At 64.5% G+C, this 17,115-nt stretch carries 18 protein-coding genes and 1 pseudogene; 14 read left to right on the top strand and 5 right to left on the bottom strand.

Translation table 11 applies throughout. The features are described from left to right. Positions 1-35 precede the first annotated feature (35 nt). The 9 genes and pseudogenes from XH90_RS39205 to XH90_RS32310 form a co-directional block, all read left to right on the top strand. Positions 36-176 (top strand): annotated as a pseudogene (locus tag XH90_RS39205) (dipeptide/oligopeptide/nickel ABC transporter ATP-binding protein); the annotation flags it as partial. Then, entirely contained in the window at positions 173-370 is a 198-nt protein-coding gene (locus tag XH90_RS32345) for a hypothetical protein (RefSeq protein WP_194478274.1), read from the top strand. The pseudogene XH90_RS39205 and the gene XH90_RS32345, both read left to right, overlap by 4 nt. Continuing rightward, positions 367-1,782 carry an amidase gene (locus XH90_RS32340; protein WP_194478273.1) on the top strand — a complete coding sequence of 472 codons (1,416 nt, stop codon included), beginning with the start codon at positions 367-369 and terminating at the stop codon, positions 1,780-1,782. Before XH90_RS32345 ends, XH90_RS32340 begins: the two co-directional genes overlap by 4 nt. A 251-nt stretch (positions 1,783-2,033) precedes the next feature. Then, entirely contained in the window at positions 2,034-2,303 is a 270-nt protein-coding gene (locus tag XH90_RS32335; RefSeq protein ID WP_194478272.1) for a GlsB/YeaQ/YmgE family stress response membrane protein, read from the top strand. A gap of 252 nt (positions 2,304-2,555) precedes the next feature. Continuing rightward, positions 2,556-4,304, top strand: coding sequence for a type I secretion system permease/ATPase (locus XH90_RS32330; protein WP_194478271.1), 1,749 nt, complete (start codon positions 2,556-2,558; stop codon positions 4,302-4,304). After that, on the top strand, positions 4,301-5,635 hold the full coding sequence (locus XH90_RS32325; protein ID WP_194478270.1) for an HlyD family type I secretion periplasmic adaptor subunit: 1,335 nt from the start codon (positions 4,301-4,303) through the stop codon (positions 5,633-5,635). Before XH90_RS32330 ends, XH90_RS32325 begins: the two co-directional genes overlap by 4 nt. A 110-nt stretch (positions 5,636-5,745) precedes the next feature. Further along, the gene (locus XH90_RS32320) at positions 5,746-7,215 is read left to right on the top strand and encodes an AMP nucleosidase (protein ID WP_194478269.1); all 1,470 of its coding nucleotides are present in this window, start codon (positions 5,746-5,748) and stop codon (positions 7,213-7,215) included. Between the two features lie 120 nt (positions 7,216-7,335). Further along, complete coding sequence (locus XH90_RS32315) at positions 7,336-7,950, top strand: M48 family metallopeptidase (RefSeq protein ID WP_194478268.1); 615 nt, start codon at positions 7,336-7,338, stop codon at positions 7,948-7,950. 125 nt (positions 7,951-8,075) lie between these two features. Beyond that, entirely contained in the window at positions 8,076-8,351 is a 276-nt protein-coding gene (locus tag XH90_RS32310; RefSeq protein WP_194478267.1) for a DUF1488 family protein, read from the top strand. Positions 8,352-8,540: 189 nt separating this feature from the next. On the opposite strand, the gene XH90_RS32305 is transcribed toward XH90_RS32310, so the two are convergent. Continuing rightward, a complete protein-coding gene (locus tag XH90_RS32305; RefSeq protein ID WP_194478266.1) occupies positions 8,541-9,023 on the bottom strand; it encodes a CinA family protein in 483 nt (160 codons plus the stop codon). 167 nt (positions 9,024-9,190) lie between these two features. Between XH90_RS32305 and XH90_RS32300 the strand changes: the two genes are divergently transcribed. From XH90_RS32300 to XH90_RS32290, 3 genes are read left to right on the top strand one after another with little or no spacing between them, the layout of a single operon-like run. Beyond that, positions 9,191-10,249, top strand: a complete 1,059-nt coding sequence (locus tag XH90_RS32300) for an amidohydrolase family protein (RefSeq protein WP_194478265.1) — start codon at positions 9,191-9,193, stop codon at positions 10,247-10,249. A gap of 25 nt (positions 10,250-10,274) precedes the next feature. Then, positions 10,275-11,384 carry an amidohydrolase family protein gene (locus XH90_RS32295; RefSeq protein WP_194478264.1) on the top strand — a complete coding sequence of 370 codons (1,110 nt, stop codon included), beginning with the start codon at positions 10,275-10,277 and terminating at the stop codon, positions 11,382-11,384. Continuing rightward, on the top strand, positions 11,384-11,797 hold the full coding sequence (locus XH90_RS32290; RefSeq protein WP_194478263.1) for a Rieske (2Fe-2S) protein: 414 nt from the start codon (positions 11,384-11,386) through the stop codon (positions 11,795-11,797). Before XH90_RS32295 ends, XH90_RS32290 begins: the two co-directional genes overlap by 1 nt. Before the next feature lie 72 nt (positions 11,798-11,869). Here the strand turns inward: XH90_RS32290 and XH90_RS32285 are convergent, their stop codons facing one another. Together XH90_RS32285 and XH90_RS32280 are read right to left on the bottom strand one after the other, a co-directional pair. Further along, the gene (locus XH90_RS32285) at positions 11,870-13,216 is read right to left on the bottom strand and encodes an MFS transporter (RefSeq protein WP_194478262.1); all 1,347 of its coding nucleotides are present in this window, start codon (positions 13,214-13,216) and stop codon (positions 11,870-11,872) included. A gap of 145 nt (positions 13,217-13,361) precedes the next feature. Further along, complete coding sequence (locus XH90_RS32280) at positions 13,362-14,255, bottom strand: transcriptional regulator GcvA (protein ID WP_194478261.1); 894 nt, start codon at positions 14,253-14,255, stop codon at positions 13,362-13,364. 110 nt (positions 14,256-14,365) lie between these two features. Between XH90_RS32280 and XH90_RS32275 the strand changes: the two genes are divergently transcribed. Both XH90_RS32275 and XH90_RS32270 read left to right on the top strand, forming a co-directional pair. Next, positions 14,366-14,569 carry a DUF1127 domain-containing protein gene (locus XH90_RS32275; RefSeq protein WP_194478260.1) on the top strand — a complete coding sequence of 68 codons (204 nt, stop codon included), beginning with the start codon at positions 14,366-14,368 and terminating at the stop codon, positions 14,567-14,569. Positions 14,570-14,648: 79 nt separating this feature from the next. After that, on the top strand, positions 14,649-15,272 hold the full coding sequence (locus tag XH90_RS32270; protein WP_194478259.1) for a GNAT family N-acetyltransferase: 624 nt from the start codon (positions 14,649-14,651) through the stop codon (positions 15,270-15,272). Between the two features lie 60 nt (positions 15,273-15,332). On the opposite strand, the gene XH90_RS32265 is transcribed toward XH90_RS32270, so the two are convergent. Both XH90_RS32265 and XH90_RS32260 read right to left on the bottom strand, forming a co-directional pair. Then, positions 15,333-16,163: an enoyl-CoA hydratase gene (locus tag XH90_RS32265; protein WP_194478258.1), complete on the bottom strand. Its 831-nt coding sequence runs from the start codon at positions 16,161-16,163 to the stop codon at positions 15,333-15,335. 110 nt (positions 16,164-16,273) lie between these two features. Beyond that, a complete protein-coding gene (locus tag XH90_RS32260) occupies positions 16,274-16,975 on the bottom strand; it encodes an SDR family oxidoreductase (RefSeq protein WP_194478257.1) in 702 nt (233 codons plus the stop codon). Positions 16,976-17,115 lie beyond the last annotated feature (140 nt).

Below are 17,115 nucleotides of genomic sequence, written 5' to 3'. Positions count from 1 at the left end.
AAAGTGTCGCCCCCGCGCAGGCGGGGACATCGCGACGCCGCCCATTTGCGGAGCCGCCCTGCGCAAATGCGGCACCAAATCTCACGGTGCTCGGTAATATGGGTCACGAGGCCGCCTGCTCCATGGCCACTTCGGGATCAGGCCATGGCCGAGCGGCCAAAGAGGAAACCGCATGACGAGACCAACGACAAAAGAGATCCAGGCGACGGCACGGATCGCCGGCATTCCCGTGGACGACGAGATCGCGACCCGCATTTCCAACTCCATCGGGCCTGCCTTCGAAGGCTTTGCGGTCATCGCCGGCACGCTGCCGTTCGACCTCGAGCCCGCGCTCTATCCGCTCGCGCAAGCCGCGAAGGTGTCGAAATGAGCGCTGAGCCCGCCTTGATGACGCTCACCGAGGTCGCGCGTGCGATCGCGATGAGGCAGGTCTCCTCCCATGAGGTGACGCGCGCCCTGCTGCACCGCATCGCGCAATGGCAGCCGCATCTCAACGCCTTCATGTCGATCGAGTCGGAAGCGGCGCTGAGGGCAGCCGATGCCGCCGACGCCGACCTCGCCAAAGGCGAGGTGCGTGGTCCGCTGCACGGCGTTCCGCTCGCGCACAAGGACATGTATTACGACGCCGGCAAGGTCGCGACCTGCGGCTCGCTGATCCGCCGCGACTTCGTGCCGACGGTGACGTCCACCGCGCTGCAGCGGCTGAAGGATGCCGGCCAGGTCCGCCTTGGCACGCTGCAACTGGCCGAATTCGCCTATGGCCCGACCGGGCACAACGCCCATTACGGCCCGGTGCGCAATCCCTGGAACGTCGCGCATATCACCGGCGGTTCATCCTCGGGCTCCGGCGCGTCGGTCGCCGCGCGGCTGACCTATGCGGCGCTCGGCTCCGACACCGGCGGCTCGATCCGCATGCCCGCGCATTTCTGCGGCGTCACGGGGCTAAAGACGACCGTCGGCCGCGTCAGCCGCGCCGGGGCGATGCCGCTGTCGCAATCGCTCGACACGGTCGGTCCGCTTGCGCGCACGGCGGAAGACTGCGCGCTGCTGCTGGCGCTGATGGCTGGTGCCGATCCGGAGGACTCGACGACCAGCCGCGAACCGCTGTCGGATTACGTCGCCGCCACCAAAGGCTCGCTGAAAGGCTTGAAGATCGGCGTGCCCGCGTCCTTCTATGTCGACGATCTCGACGGCGAGGTCGCGCGCGTGCTGGACGAGACCATCGCGGTGCTCAAGCGCGAAGGCGCCGACATCGTCAAGGTCGAGCTGCCGGACCAGCGGCAATTGTCGTCCGCAAGCCAGCTCGTGCTCGCGGCCGAAGCCGCCGCCTTCCACAAGCGCTGGATGATCGAGCGGCCGCAGGATTACGGCGCGCAGACGCTGATGCGGCTGCAGAACGGCCTTTCCGTTCCCGCCGTCACCTATCTCGAGGCGATGCGCTGGCGCGGCCCGGCCCTCGCTGCGCACAACGCGGCCGCCGCGGGCGTCGACGCCATCATCGCACCGGCCTCGCCGATCCCGGCGCCGACCATCGAGGAGAGCGATGTCGGCGGCGGACCGAACGCGCCGGCGCTGCTGCAGCGGCTGACGCTGTTCACCCGCCCGGTGAACTTCCTCGGCCTGCCGTCGCTCACGGTGCCCTCGGGCTTCACCAGGAGCGGGCTGCCTGTCGGCATGCAGCTGATCGGCCGCTCCTTCGATGAAGCGACCCTGCTCACCGTCGGCGCCGCCTTCCAGCGCGTCACCGACCATCACGACCGGGTCCCGAAACTGCCGTCATGAGGGGCGGGCGAGGGGGCGACCGAAGCGAGCACCGAGCTGCGGTTACACCTCTCTCGTCATGCTCGCAGGATTCTCCTGCGCGAACATCGGACTATGACAACCCACCGAGCGCATCCCGATGGGCCAGTTCTACTGTGCATGGGGTTGTTTTCGCGATTCGTGTCTGACCGGTCCCGCCCTGGGCACCATTCAGACCCCATTCATCCCGGTTCCGGTTCCATGGCCGCGTTCACGGAGAGGGACTTCAACTTATGTACATTTCTGGTCAAAGCCTCATCGTCATCCTGTTCGTCGGCCTGGTCGCCGGCTGGCTCGCCGGCAAGGTGGTGCGGGGGAGCGGGTTCGGCATCATCGGCGACATCGTGATCGGCATCGCCGGCGCGTTCGTCGCGAGCTTCCTGTTCCCGAAGCTCGGCATCCATATCGGTGTCGGGCTGGTCTCGGAGATCATCTTTTCCGCCATCGGCGCCGTCATCCTGCTGCTGGTGGTGCGGCTGGTGCGCGGCGGCGGCCGGCTCTAGCCGTCTCGATCGACCGGAACCTCCGCCTCTCCCCAACCCTGGGGGGAGGCGCTTGTCTTTGCTAGAAAAAGCCGCAAAGACTGTGAAATACCGGACTTGCGGATCGAGCCGTCCGGGGTAGATGTGATGCGGGCCCGGATAAATTCGATTGCGTTGCCCGCGGGAAGAACCCGATATTAATCCGGGGCGGGTACGCCTCGATTTGCCTGTGAATTCGGGGGGCCTCCCCCTTACCCGAAAGAGATCAGACTGATGGCAGCCGTTCCCGGCCTCCGCCGTTCAGAGCTCGGTGACGCGCTGCGTGCCTGCCGCACCGCGTTCGTCGGCGTCGGCTTCATGAGCTGCATGATCAACCTGCTCTATCTGACCGGGTCGCTCTTCATGCTGGAGGTTTACGACCGCGTGCTGCCGAGCCGCAGCATTCCGACCCTCGTCGGCCTGATCGTGCTCGCCGGCGGCCTCTACATGGCGCAGGGCGTGCTCGACATGATCCGCAGCCGCATCCTGGGACGGGTCGGCACCGCGCTCGACGAAGCGCTGAACAAGCGCGTGTTCGACACCATCGTGCGGCTGCCGCTGCTGGTCGGCAACCGCAACGAGGGACTTCAGCCGCTGCGCGACCTCGACAATGTCCGCTCCTTCCTGGGCAGCATGGGCCCGAGTGCGTTCTTCGACCTGCCATGGCTGCCGCTCTATCTCGGCATCTGCTTCGCCTTCCACGTCTGGATCGGCGTGACCGCGCTGATCGGCGCCGTCATCCTGGTCGGCCTCACGCTGGTCACCGAATTCCTGTCCCGCCAGCCGGCGAAGGAGGCGATGGGCCTTGCCGCCCAGCGCAACGACCTCGCCCAGTCCAGCCGCCGCAACGCCGAAGTTCTGGTGTCGATGGGGATGGCCGGCCGGCTGAACGCGCGCTGGAGCGCGGCCAACGAAAAATATCTCGCCGGCAATCAGCGTGCGAGCGATGTCGCCGGCGGCCTCGGTGCGATCGCCAAGGTGCTGCGCATGATGCTGCAATCGGCGGTGCTCGCGGTCGGCGCCACGCTCGTCATCCGCCAGGAGGCGACTGCCGGCATCATCATCGCGGGCTCGATCCTCTCCGCCCGCGCATTGGCGCCGGTCGATCTCGCGATCGCGCATTGGAAATCCTTCGTCGCGGCCCGTCAGAGCTGGCATCGCCTCAGCCGTCTGCTGGAACAGATGCCGGCGCAGGCGATACCGACCCAGCTGCAGGCGCCGACCAGCCGCCTCGCGGTCGAGGCCCTCGCCATGGTGGCGCCGGGTGACCAGCGGCTCATCGTCCAGGACGTCACCTTCGCGCTCGAAGCCGGCAATGGCCTCGGCGTGATCGGCCCCAGCGGCTCCGGCAAATCCTCCCTGATCCGCGCGCTAGTCGGCGTCTGGCAGCCGGTCCGCGGCAAGGTCCGGCTCGACGGCGCGGCGCTCGACCAGTGGTCGTCGGACGTGCTCGGCCGTCACATCGGCTACCTGCCGCAGGACGTCGAGCTGTTCGCCGGCACCATCGCGCAGAACATCGGCCGCTTCGATCCCGAGGCCACCTCCGACGGCATCATCTCCGCGGCCAAGGAGGCCGGCGTGCACGAGATGATCATCAAGATGCGCGAGGGCTACAACACGCAGGTCGGCGAGCAGGGCGGATCGCTCTCCGCAGGCCAGGCCCAGCGCGTGGCGCTGGCGCGCGCGCTCTACGGCAATCCGTTCCTGATCGTGCTGGACGAGCCCAACTCCAACCTCGACACCGAAGGTGACGAGGCCCTGACCCGTGCGATCCGCAGCGCGCGCGGACGCGGCGCCATCGTCATCGTGGTCGCGCACCGGCCCATCGGCGTCGAGGCGGTCGACCAGATCCTGGTGCTGCGTGACGGCCGCATGCAGGCCTTCGGTCCGAAGGAGCAGGTGCTCGCCCAGGTGCTCCAGCCCCGCGTTGCGCCGCCGGCGCCGATCAAGATCGTCAGCGAAGGCGGAGTGGCCAAACCATGAGCACGGTGACGGTTGACGGGACAAAGCCCGCCGCGAACAGGACCGTGCGGGAATCGATCCGGTTTCACCTGATCCTCGGGCTGGGAATCGTGCTGTTCCTCGCCGTCGGTCTCGGCGGCTGGGCCTCGACGGTGCTGATCTCTGGCGCGCTGATCGCGCCGGGCCAGATCGTGGTCGAATCCAACGTCAAGAAGGTGCAGCACCCGACCGGCGGCGTGGTCGGCGAGGTGCGCGCGCGCGACGGCGACGTGGTCAAGGCCGGAGACATCCTGGTCCGGCTCGACGACACCGTCACCAAGGCCAATCTCGCCATCGTCACCAAGAATCTCGACGCTGCACTGGCGCGCGCGGCGCGGCTCCAGGCCGAGCAGCGCGGTCTCGACAAGATCGTGTTCCCTTCATCGCTGCTCGATCGCGTCAGCGATCCCGACGTCAAGGCGCTGCTCGACAGCGAAAGCAAGCTGTTCGACGTCCGCGTCAACGGCCGTGCCGGCCAGAAGGCGCAGCTTCGCGAGCGCATCCAGCAGCTCAACGAGGAGATCGAGGGCCTCCAGGCGCAGGAGAAAGCCAAGGACAAGGAGATCGCGCTGGTGCAGCAGGAGCTCACCGGCGTGCGCGATCTCTATGACAAGCATCTGGTGCAGCTCTCGCGCCTGACCACGCTGGAGCGCGACAGCGCCCGCCTCAATGGCGAGCGCGCGCAGTACATCGCCTCGCGGGCGCAGGCCAAGGGCAAGATCACCGAGACCGAGCTTCAGATCATCCAGGTCGACAAGGACATGGTGAGCGAGGTCTCCAAGGATCTGCGCGAAACCAATGACAAGAGCGGCGAGCTGATCGAGCGCAAGGTCGCGGCCGAAGACCAGCTCCGTCGCGTCGACATCCGCGCGCCGCAGGACGGCATGGTGCTGCAATCGACGGTGCATACCGTCGGCGGCGTCGTTACCGCCGGCGACACCCTGATGCTGATCGTGCCCCAGACCGACGACCTCCAGGTCGAGGCCAAGGTCAATCCTGTCGATATCGACAAGCTGCAGATCGGCCAGAAGACGTTGCTGCGTCTCTCCGCCTTCAACCAGCGCACCACGCCCGAACTGAACGGCGTCGTCAGCCGCGTGTCGCCGGACGTCACCACCGACCAGCGCACCGGCCAGAGCTACTATACCATCCGCGTCTCGATGTCCCCCGAGGAGGTCGCCCGCCTCGGCGACTCCAAGCTGATCCCCGGCATGCCGGTGGAAGCGTTTGTGCAGACCGGCGACCGCACCATGCTGTCGTACCTGTTGAAGCCGCTGCACGACCAATTCATGCGGGCCTTCCGCGAGAAGTGATGCGCGGCAAATTCGATCTCGTAGGGTGGGTTGCGCCAAGGCTAACCCACCCTACGGCACCTTCTTCTTTGCTATAGTTCGACTCACGCAAACAGCCCGGCGGTCGAACCATGCAATCTCCCCCCTCCATCGCCACGAAATCCTTCTCCGATGCGGGCCTCGCCGTCGCCCGTCTCGAGAAAATCTACGAGCGCAACACCAAATTCCTGCGCGACCGGTTCGAGGCCTATGTCTCGGGCGAGGCGATCACGACGCGGGTGCGCGCCTATTATCCCTTCGTCCGCCTCACCACCGCGACACATGCGCGGCTGGATTCGCGTCTTTCCTACGGCTTCGTCGCCGGACCCGGCGTGCACGAGACCAGCGTGACTCGACCCGACCTGTTTCGCGCCTATCTCACCGAGCAAATCGGCCTGTTGATCCAGAACCACGGCGTGCCCGTCGAGATCGGCGAATCCGCCGAGCCGATTCCGATCCATTTCGCCTATCGCCGCGACATCAACATCGAAGCGGCCATCACCACCAGCGAGAATTCGCCGGTCACGCGGTCGCTGCGCGATGCGTTCGACGTACCTGATCTTGCCACCATGGACGATTCCATCGCCGACGGCACCTTCGAACTTCGGCCGGGCACGCCCGAGCCGCTGTCACTGTTCCGTGCCGCCCGCGTCGATTACTCGCTGCGCCGACTCTATCACTACACCGGCACCGATCCCGAGCACTTCCAGAACTTTGTCATTTTCACCAACTACCAGTTTTACGTCGATGCGTTCGCGCAATCGTGTCAGCAGCGTCTTCAGTCCGGCGAAGCCGGCCTCGACGCCTTCGTCGCGCCGGGCAACGTGATTACGCGCAGCGGCGGTGCGACGACGGGCGATGCACCCGTGCGCTCGCCGCAGATGCCGGCCTTTCATCTGGTCATGCCAGGCTATCGTGGCATCAGCCTGATCAACATCGGCACCGGTCCGTCGAACGCGCGCAATGTCACCGACCACGTCGCGGTGCTGCGGCCGCATGCCTGGCTGATGCTCGGGCATTGCGCGGGCCTCCGCAACACGCAGCGGCTCGGCGACTACGTGCTCGCCCATGGCTATGTGCGCGAGGACCACGTGCTCGACCGCGAGTTGCCGCTGTGGGTGCCGATCCCGGCATTGGCCGAGATGCAGGTCGCGCTGGAGCAGGCAGTGGAGGACGTCACGGGCCTGGAGGGCTTCGAGCTCAAGCGCCTGATGCGTACGGGCACCGTTGCCAGCGTCGACAACCGCAACTGGGAGATATCCGGGCCAGAAGTGATCCGCCGCATGTCGCAATCACGCGCGGTCGCGCTCGACATGGAATCGGCAGCGATCGCCGCCAACGGCTATCGCTTCCGCGTCCCCTACGGCACGTTGCTCTGCGTCTCCGACAAGCCCCTGCATGGCGAGATCAAGCTCGCCGGCATGGCCAGCGAATTCTACCGTCGCCGCGTCGGCCAGCATCTCGAGATCGGCCTCAAGGCGCTGGAACGGCTCAAGCAGCAGGAGTCGGAACGACTGCATTCGCGCAAGCTCCGCAGCTTCGCCGAGGTGGCCTTCCAGTAAGGGCAACAGAGCTGTCATACGAACGCCGACGTCTCCGCGTCGACGGCGTCCCGGAATATTGCTGCCGGGGCAGGGTTATCAGATGGTCCGGGGCCGCTTGAAACCTCACAGGAGGCGGAGATGTTCACGACAACGATCAGGTTCGTCACGCTGGGCATGTTGGCGGCAGGTTTGTTGGGCGCGCCCGCGTTTGCCGCGGGCGGAGGCGGTGGTGGGGGCGGCGGAGGCGGAGGGGGATCCATGGATCCCTTTGCCTCGTCATCGTCGCAGTCGCAACCGCAGCCAGTCTATCCGAAGCGGACGGGTACCAAGGCAACCCAGAAAGGGAAGAAGCCGAACAACCAGTCCAGTATCGACGATCCGGCATTCGCGGCCGGTTACCGCGTGGCCTACGACACCATCTACCAGCGCAACGACTACGCGACCGCGATCTCGCAACTGAAGTCGCTTGGCCATGACGACCATCCGAACGTCGCCAACCTCATCGGCTACTCCTACCGAAAGCTCGGTGACTACGAGCAGTCGCAGGTCTGGTACGAGCGTGCATTGAAGGCCGACCCGAACCATGTCCTGACGTGGCAGTATTACGGGCTGTGGCAACTCGAGCGGGGCAATCGCGAGCAGGCGCTCTATCACCTCAGCCGGATTGCAGCCATCTGCGGGACGGATTGCGAGGAGTATCGATCGCTGGCGGCAGCACTCGACAAGCCGACCGGGACGGCGTTCGCCTATTGACGCCGGAGAGGCGCCCGGCGCCGTTGCCAGGCTCCGCATGACGACCCCGTCTTCCTGGCGCGGATGGTGACAAGGCGCCGGATTTTCAGCATTGTCCCGCTCGGGGGCGCGAACGGGACAATTGCATGCCGCTGACGCGTGACAGGATCATCGGCCATGACCTTGAACGGCTGGCCTTCCGCTTCACCATGCTGAACGATGGTGAGGTCGTGCAGTGCCAGATCAGCGATGCGGCGATGGATGAGCTTGCAGGCATGCAGGGCACCGAGAGCAGCGCGCGGCAGGCGCAGTTCACCTCGCTGCGCGAGACCATCGAACGGATCGCTTCGGACCTCTACGACGAGGCGCCGCGATTCAAGGGTTATGTGGTGCGGATCTTTATCCGGCATTTGGAAAGGTAGTGATGTCTCACGATGTGGTCGTCCTACCCACCGCTGTCATGCCCCGGCTTGACCGGGGCATCCAGTACGCTGCGGCCTATCGATTCGACAACGAGTGTCTCTGGAATACTGGATCGCCCGGTCAAGCCGGGCGATGACAGTCGTGTTTGTGGTGAGATCATTGCGACTCACTCACACGGCAGCAGGCGCTCACACCTCCAGCTTCCTCAGCAACAGCTTCAGCGCCGTCGCCGCGAACACCTGCATGTTGGCGAACCGGTCGCCGCTCGCCGTCTCCAGCGTCATAACCTCGACCGCAGGTCCCGCGACCGCCATGCAGCTATGGCCGGCGGCATCGCCGTAGCGGTTGCCGGTGGGGCCGGCAGCGCCGGTCTCCGACAGGCCCCAGTCGGAACTGAAGCGGCTGCGCATCTGCTCGGCGAGGAGCTTCGCGTAGGGCTCCGACGATGAGCGAAAGCCCTTCATTCCTTCGTCCGAAATATCCATCAGCACGCGCCTGGCATCGCGGGTGTAGACCACCGCGCCGCCGAGGAAATAGGCCGACGCGCCGGGCACCGCGAGCAGGCTTGCCGCGATCAGGCCGCCAGCCGACGATTCCGCAACCGCAATGGTCTGTTTGCGCGCGATCAGTTTCGCTGCGACCTGTTCCGCAATGCCGACGAGCTCTTTCATCCCTATCCCCTGTTCCTTCGCAACCGAGCTCAGCCTTCCTAGCATATGACAGAAGCCTTGGCCGAGTTGCGGGCGAGGGGCAGGCCTGCTTGAATGGCAACCAAGGCGGAGCGCCGAAGCGGTATCCGCGAGAAGATTCGACGAGGAAACGTGAGAAGAGAGACGTGATGGCGTCCCTGATCGCCGGCGGAGTGGATTGCGACGTGCATCCGGCCGTGCCGCATCTGACCAGCCTGCTGCCCTACCTGAACGACTATTGGCGCGATCAGGTGACCACGCGCGGCATGGTCGATCTCATCTCGCAATCCTATCCGAAGAACTCGCCGATCGTGGCGCGGCCCGATTGGCGTCCGGAAACCGGCAAACCGGGTGAGAGCCTCGAGGGCATGCAGCGCCATGTGCTCGATCCCTTCCAGCTCAAGTACGCTATCTGCAATCCGCTCTACGGCGTGCAAATGGTGTTTTCCGAGGACATGCAGGCCGCGTTCTGCCGTGCGTTGAATGATTGGCTCGCCACGGAATGGCTCGATCGCGATTCCCGGCTGCGCGGCTCGATCGTGATCCCGACTCAAAGCGTCGAGAAATCAGTCGCCGAGATCGAGCGATGTGCGCCGGACAAGCGCTTCGTGCAGGTGTTGGTGCTTGTGATGGGGGACACGCCGCTCGGCAAGCGTGCGCTGTGGCCGATCTACGAGGCTGCCGAACGGCTCGACCTGCCGGTCGGCGTCCACGCCGGTTCCGCCTATCACAATCCGCCGACCGCGGTGGGCTGGGGTTCCTATCACATCGAGGACTATGTCGGTCAGGCCCAGGCGTTCCAGACCCAGCTCACCAGCCTCATCGTCGAGGGCGTGTTCGCAAAGTATCCGCGGCTGAAAATGGTGATGCTGGAATCCGGCGTGTCCTGGATCTCACCCTATCTCTGGCGCCTGCATAAGTTCTGGCGCGGCGTTAGGATGGAAACGCCATGGGTCGATCGCGCGCCGCTTGAGATTGTGCGTAGCAACATCCGCTTCTCATTACAGCCATTTGATGCGCCGCCGGACGCTGAGACATTAATTCGCCTGTTTGATCATATGCAGTCCGACGAATTGGTCTTATTCTCCACGGACTATCCGCACTGGCAGTTCGACGGTCAGGACGCGCTGCCCGAAGGTCTCACCCCCGATCTCGTGCGCAAGATCATGATCGACAATCCGCATGCAACCTATCCCCGCCTGACGTGAGCCCGCTGCCAAAGGAGGCAAGGCGATGAATATCCAGTTCCGCGAAAGCCCAGAGGCCGCTTCCCATCCGACGACCAAGACCGCGATTGCGGACTGCGACATCCATCCGGCGCGCGCGACCCGGACCGAGCTTTATCCCTATCTCGCCAAACGCTGGCAGCATCACCTCGAAGTCTACGGTGTCCACGCCTATCAGGGCATGATGGAAGGCCCACCCTATCCGAAGGCGCAGCCCAACGCTTCGCGGCGAGATGCCTATCCGCCGGAAGGCGGCCCGCAGGGTTCCTCGCTCTCCTTCATGCAGAAGCAGCTGCTCGATCCCAACAACGTGCAACTCGGCGTGCTGAATCCGCTCAATACCGGGCAGGGCATCCGCAATCACGATCTCTCGGCTGCGCTGTGTTCCGCGATCAACGACTGGCAGATCGACAAATGGACCAGCAAGGACAAGCGACTCAAAGCGTCGATCGTCGTCGGCAATGAGGATGGGCTGGCGGCCGCCGCAGAAATCCGCGAGCGTGCCGGCGACAAGAATTTCGTGCAGGTGCTGCTGCTCAGCCGCAATGTCGAGCCGCTCGGCCAGCGCCGCTATTGGCCGATCTATCAGGCCGCGGAAGAGGCGGGCCTGCCGGTCGGCGTGCACGCCTTCGGTTTCGGCGGCAATCCGATCACGCCGTCGGGCTGGCCGTCTTATTACATCGAGGAGATGGTGGGGCATTCGCAGTGCCAGCAATCGGCGCTGGCAAGTCTCGTTCTGGAGGGCGTGTTCGAGCGCTTCCCAAAATTGAAGATGGTGATGATCGAGGCCGGCTTCGGCTGGGCGCCGTCGTTGGCGTGGCGGCTCGACAAGGTCTGGCAGCGGCTGCGCAGCGAGGTACCGGATGTGAAGCGACCGCCGTCGGAATATATCCGCGAGCAGGTGTGGTGGACGACGCAGCCGATGGAAGATCCTGAACGCCGCGAGGATCTGTTCGACGTGATCAACTGGATCGGCTGGGACCGGCTGCTGTTCGCCACCGACTATCCGCATTGGGACTACGACGAGCCGTCGCGCGTCCTGCCGGCGGGCGTCAGCGAAGCCAATCGCGCGGCATTCTATCTCGACAACGCAAAGAAGCTGTATGGAATTGCTTGATGGCGCGTCATGTGATTGCGCCCGTGGATGAGCTTCCGCCCGGCACGCGAAAATTTCTGGAGATCGAAGGACGGCCGATCGCGGTCTTCAACATCAAGGGCGAGTATTTCGGTCTGATGAACCGCTGCCCGCATCAGGGCGCGGCGCTCTGCGAGGGGCCGCTGATTGGCCTGGCGCAGTCATCGAATCCCGGCGAGATCGAATACACCAAGTTGGGTGAGATCATCCGCTGCCCCTGGCATGGCTGGGAATTCGACATCCGCACCGGCCAGTCCTATTGCGACCCCCGCCGCTTTCGCGTGAAGGCCTATCCGGCTCATGTCGAACCGGGCGCAAGCGTGGTGAAGGGGCCGTATGTCGCGGAGACTGTCACGGTGAAGGTCGAGAGCGACTACGTGGTGGTGGAGCTGTAAGTCAGCCGCGCCGGGACTCCGATCCCTCGCCCCGTTCTTACGGGGAGAGGGTTGAAGTGTGAGACTCCCGTCTCAGTGCCCCGTCGCCGGCTCCGCCGCCGTATCATAGGTCGGAACGGCTTTGCTGCCGCCGCGATAGACGATCAGCGCGGCGACGATGCCGAGCGCTGCACCGAACATGAGCCAGTACGCTGGCGAGGCCTTGTCGCCGTTGGTCATGCTGATCAACTTGGTCGCTACGGCGGGCGTCGACGTGCCGAAGATGCCTGCGGCCAATGCGAAAGCGATCGAGAAGCAGGTGGTCCGGACATGGGCCGGCACGATCTCGACCAGACAACCCAGCATCGTGCCGCTGTAAACGCCAAAGTAGAACGAGAACATCATCTGGACTGCCAGCAGCTTTCCGAGGCTGGGAGCTGCCGCGAGCCAGGACAGCGCGGGGTAAGCAGTCAGGAATGACAGGGCCGCGATCGTCACCAGTACGGGCTTGCGACCGATCCGGTCGGATAGCGCGCCTCCGACCGGATTCCAGATGAAGTTGGTCACCGCGACGAGAAGCGTCACAAGCAGCGTTCCCGTCGCCGATAGGTTGAGCTGCTTGCCGAAGCCCGGGGCGTAGACCGTGATGAAGTAGAAGGTCGTTGTGGTCAGCACGGCAATCATCATGCCGAGGATGACGATGCGCCAGTTCGCGATCGCCGATGCAAACACCTCGCGCGCGGTCGGATGCCTCTTCATGGCGAGGAACGCCGGTGTTTCCTCGAGCGAACGCCGCAGGAAGAAGATGACGGGGATGATGATGCAGCCGACGAAGAACGGGATGCGCCACTTCGCGACGCCACCGAAGACATCCAGGAAGGTGTCGCTCGGCATGGCTTCTCTCAGGATGAAACCGATGATCGCTGCGACAAAGATCGCGACCTGCTGGCTGGAAGACTGGAACGAGGTGTAGAAACCGCGATTGCCTGGTGTCGCGATCTCCGACAGGTAAACGGAGACGCCACCCAGTTCCACACCGGCCGAGAACCCCTGGATCAATCGGCCAATCAGGACGATGACCGGGGCTGCTACACCGATCGCTGCATATGACGGACAGAAGGCGATGACCACGGTGCCGAGCGCCATGAGTGCCAGTGTCAAGATCAGGCCCTGGCGGCGGCCGATGCGGTCGATATAGGCGCCGAGCACGATGGCGCCCACCGGGCGCATCAGCGCGCCGAGCCAGAACACGCCATACGCGTTGAGCAGTGCAGCGGTGTCGTCTGCCGCGGGGAAAAACGCCTTTGCGATGTCCTGCGCATAGAAGCCGAACAGGAAGAAGTCGAACTGCTCGAGGAAATTGCCTGATGTGGCGCGCAGGATCGCGCCGATGCGCGACTTGATGGCGGGCGGATTGGTTGATGCTGCTGGTCCAGCCATGACGTTAATCCCCTTGAAGGTGCGGCCGGACCGGAACTCACTTCGCGGCAGGCGACGGATTGTTGCTGCGACAATTTGTCCACCTACCCCATCCCGCGCGGGGCGCGGCGAGTCAACCAATTTTACCGCCGAAGCTGATGATTTTTCAGGCTTTATTTCGCGTCGCAGCCACCACCCATTGGCGGAATGCGGCAAGCTTGGGCGCCTCGCGGCGGCCTTCCGGAGAGACCAGGTAAAAGCCGGCATCCGCCGGCAACGTGATCTTGAAGGGAACCACCAGCCGGCCCTTGGCGATGTCGTCCTGGACGTAGGACGTCCGTCCCATCGCTACGCCCATCCCGTCGATGGCCGCCTGCACCGTCATCAAGGTCATGTCGAAGGTGAGGCCGGGCTGGCGGGAGATGCCGGTCGCAAGCCCCGCAGCCGTCAACCACAGCCGCCAGTCATCGCTGTTGTTGGTATGCAGCAGCACGTGGCCCTTCAAATCCTCAGGCGTGCGAAGCGACCTGTCGCCGCGAAGCAGTGAAGGGCTGCACACCGGAAACAGCTCGTCCGCCATCAGCCAGTCGGCGCGCAGGCCCGGCCACTGACCGCGGCCGTAGCGGATTGCGGCATCGACTTTGTCGCGCTGGAAATCGACGAGGCTCGTCGACGTCGTGATGCGGACGTCGATGCCGGGATGACTTTCCTGGAAATCGGTCAGCCGCGGCAGCAGCCATTTTGCGGCGAGCGAGGCGATCGTCGAGACCGTCAGCACCTTGTCGTCGTCCTTGCGCAGGAGGCGGTCGGTCGCGAGACGGAGGTCGTTGAAGGCTGCGCGGATGCCCGGCAAATAGTCGCGCGCCTCCGGCGTCAGCGCCAGCGCGCGGTTCTGCCGGATGAACAGGCGGATGCCAAGCTCCTCCTCGAGCCTGCGGATCTGATGGCTGATCGCGGTCTGCGTCACGTTCAGCTCGGATGCGGCCAGCGTGAAGCTGAGATGGCGCGCGGCGGCCTCAAACGCCCGCAATCCGTTTAGAGAGGGCAATCTGGCAGTCATTTGGCAGCAGAGTGCATGAGTTTATTTCATGCGAAATGGTACAATTTGTCGTTTGTCGCAGTGCACTTCGAAGCAGATATTAGCTCCCAACTTAGCTCAAGGAGCTGAATATGTCTACTTTGACCCACAATTCGATGACAAATCATCATGCACCGGGCCTGATCCAGCAGATCGGCGAGACCCTCCATATCTGGCACGAGCGCTACCGGACCAGGCGCGAATTGACCAACTGGACCGCCCGCGATCTCCACGACGTCGGCCTGTCCTGGACCGACATTGCCTACGAGGCTGACAAACCCTTCTGGCGGGCCTGATAGGCCGCCAGGCCGGCGCCGCCTGATCACAGGGGCGCCGGCGGTCCCTTGTTCCATTGCACTCTATTGGGCTCGTGTCATGAGCACCTATCGGCTCGAAGACCTCAAGCAATATTCCGATATGCTGCGCACCCGCGGCGGAGAGGCGGTCAACGTTCGCTTCGTCGAGCCTGGTTACACCGAGGAGCTTCAACACTATTTCCGCTCGCTCACGACCCGCTCCCGCTACAACCGTTTCTTCGGCGCCCTCAGCGAGTTGCCGAAAGCACTGCTGAGCGATTTCCTCGCGGTCGGCGAGCGCGAGCGTTTTACCGTGGTCGCGACCAAGATGGTCGATGGCTTCGAGACCATCGTTGCCGAGGCGCGCTACGCTTTCCACGCGGAGACCTCGACGCTCGAATTCGGCCTGTCGGTCGACGATCGCTGGCAAGGCCACGGCATCGCGACTGCGCTGATGAAGAATCTCGAATGCCGCGCCGCTGCGCTCGGCGCCGAGCACATCTTCGGCGACACGCTGCGCTCCAACGAAACCATGATCTCGCTTGCACGCAAGTCGGGCTTCGCCTTCGTGAACCATCCAGACGACTGGAAGCTGATCCGCTTCGACAAGGAGATCCACGTCGCACCAAAGGACATTCCCTGTGCGAGCTGGCGCCTCGCCGCCCTTTCCCGTCAGGCCGATAGCCCCTCAGCCTCGGCCTGACACCACTCCAAGCCCGGCCAAACCAGTGCCGGGCTTTTTTTGCCTTCACGAGCCGCGCGCCTACTTCCCGGTGAACACGGCTTTCCGCTTCTCGATGAAGGCCTGCACAGCCTCCTTGTGATCCGCTGTCGTGGTCAGGCGGACCAGCCGCTCGGCCTCGTGGTCCCTGGCGGTCTCGAAGTCGAATTGCAAGGCCTCGTCGAGATTATCCTTCATGTATCGCAGCGCCAGGCGCGGACCTTCGGCAAGTGATTTTGCTAGCGCGAAAGCTTCGGCCTGCAGCTTGTCGTCGGGCACGACGCGGTTGACGAGGCCGATGGCTTCGGCGCGCGCCGCATCGACGCGGTCGCCGGTGAACAGCAGCTCGCGCGCCCGCGCAGTGCCGATGAGGCGGGTCAGCAGCCAGGCGATGCCGTAATCGCCGGACAACGCGATGCGGGCATAGCCGGTGGCAACGAAAGCCGATTGCGCGGCGATGCGGATATCGCAGGCCATGGCAAGGGCAAGCCCCGCACCGACCGCGGGGCCGGGGAGAGCGGCGATGGTCGGCTTGCGCACCGATACCAGCGCGCCGGTGAGCAGCCGCTGTCGTTCCTGGAGATCGGCGACGCGGTCTTCGAGCGACATCTCCAGCTTTTTGGGATCGCGATGTGCGCCCATGCCCTTGACGTTGCCGCCGGCGCAAAAAGCTTCGCCCGCGCCGGTGATCAAGAGCGCGCCGACGTCGCGGCTCTCGCCGCAGCTGCGGATCATCGTGCGCAGCGCCGGCGTCAGCGTGTCAGAAAGCGAATTGCGCGCCTCCGGCCGGTTCAGCGTGATGACGGCGACCCGGTCGCGGATGACGCAGAGCAGTTCATTGGTGCCGGTATCGACGGTGGTTTCCGTGGTCATGCTCGCTCCTCGGTTCTTGTTGTCATTCCGGGGCGATGCGAAGCATCGACCCCGGAATCTCGAGATTCCGGGTTCGGCTCTTCGAGCCGCCCCGGAACGACGGACTTAACTCAAAACTTCTCCACCCAGGGCCGTAGCTCCAGCTCCCAGCTCCACGCGCTGCGCGGCTGCTGCAATACGTTCCAATAGCTCTCCGCGATCGCATCGGGATCGAGCATCGAATCCGGCTTATCGCCAGGTTCGGTCCGTACTGCGCTGCGGATGCCGCCGTCGATGACGAAATGTGCGACATGGATGCCCTGCGGCGACAATTCGCGCGCCATGCTTTGCGCCAGCCCGCGCAGCGCGAACTTGCCCATCGCGAACGGAGCGGACTGCGCATAGCCCTTGACGCTCGCTGACGCGCCGGTGAACAGGATCGCGCCGTGCTGGTTCGGCAGCATGCGCCTTGCCGCCTGCTGTGCGACCAGGAAGCCGCCATAGGCGCTGACCGCGATTGCATTGGCGACATCGGCCGGGACCAGGTCGACGAGCGGCCCGCGCGAACGGCCGCTGGCGTTGTAGACGACGAGGTCGGGCGTGCCGATCTCGCGCTCGACGAGGCCAAACAGCCGCTCGACCTCCTCAGGATCGGTGGCGTTGCAGGCATAGGCCTTGGCGCCTGCCTCGCTGCAGAGCGCGCCCAGCTTCTCGATCTTGCGCGCGGCCAGCGCGACGCGGATACCTTGCTTGGAAAGCAGCCGCGCCAGCGAGGCGCTCAGGCCTTCGCCGGCGCCGACGATGAGGGCGATCTTGTATTTCGGATGTTCCATGGGGAGATCTCTTAGGACGGGAAACCGTTGATCTAGGCATCCGCGGCGCGGACAACCAGCCGGGATACATGGCCTGCCGATCAGAATTCCGCAGAGCGAATTGCACCTTCACGGCGATCATGCCTCCCTGACAATTTGCG

The organism is Bradyrhizobium sp. CCBAU 53338 (genome assembly GCF_015291665.1).
Classification (GTDB): Bacteria; Pseudomonadota; Alphaproteobacteria; order Rhizobiales; family Xanthobacteraceae; genus Bradyrhizobium.
The sequence above is the reverse complement of the archived record's forward strand: the minus strand, read 5'-3'. Positions and strand labels throughout refer to the sequence as shown.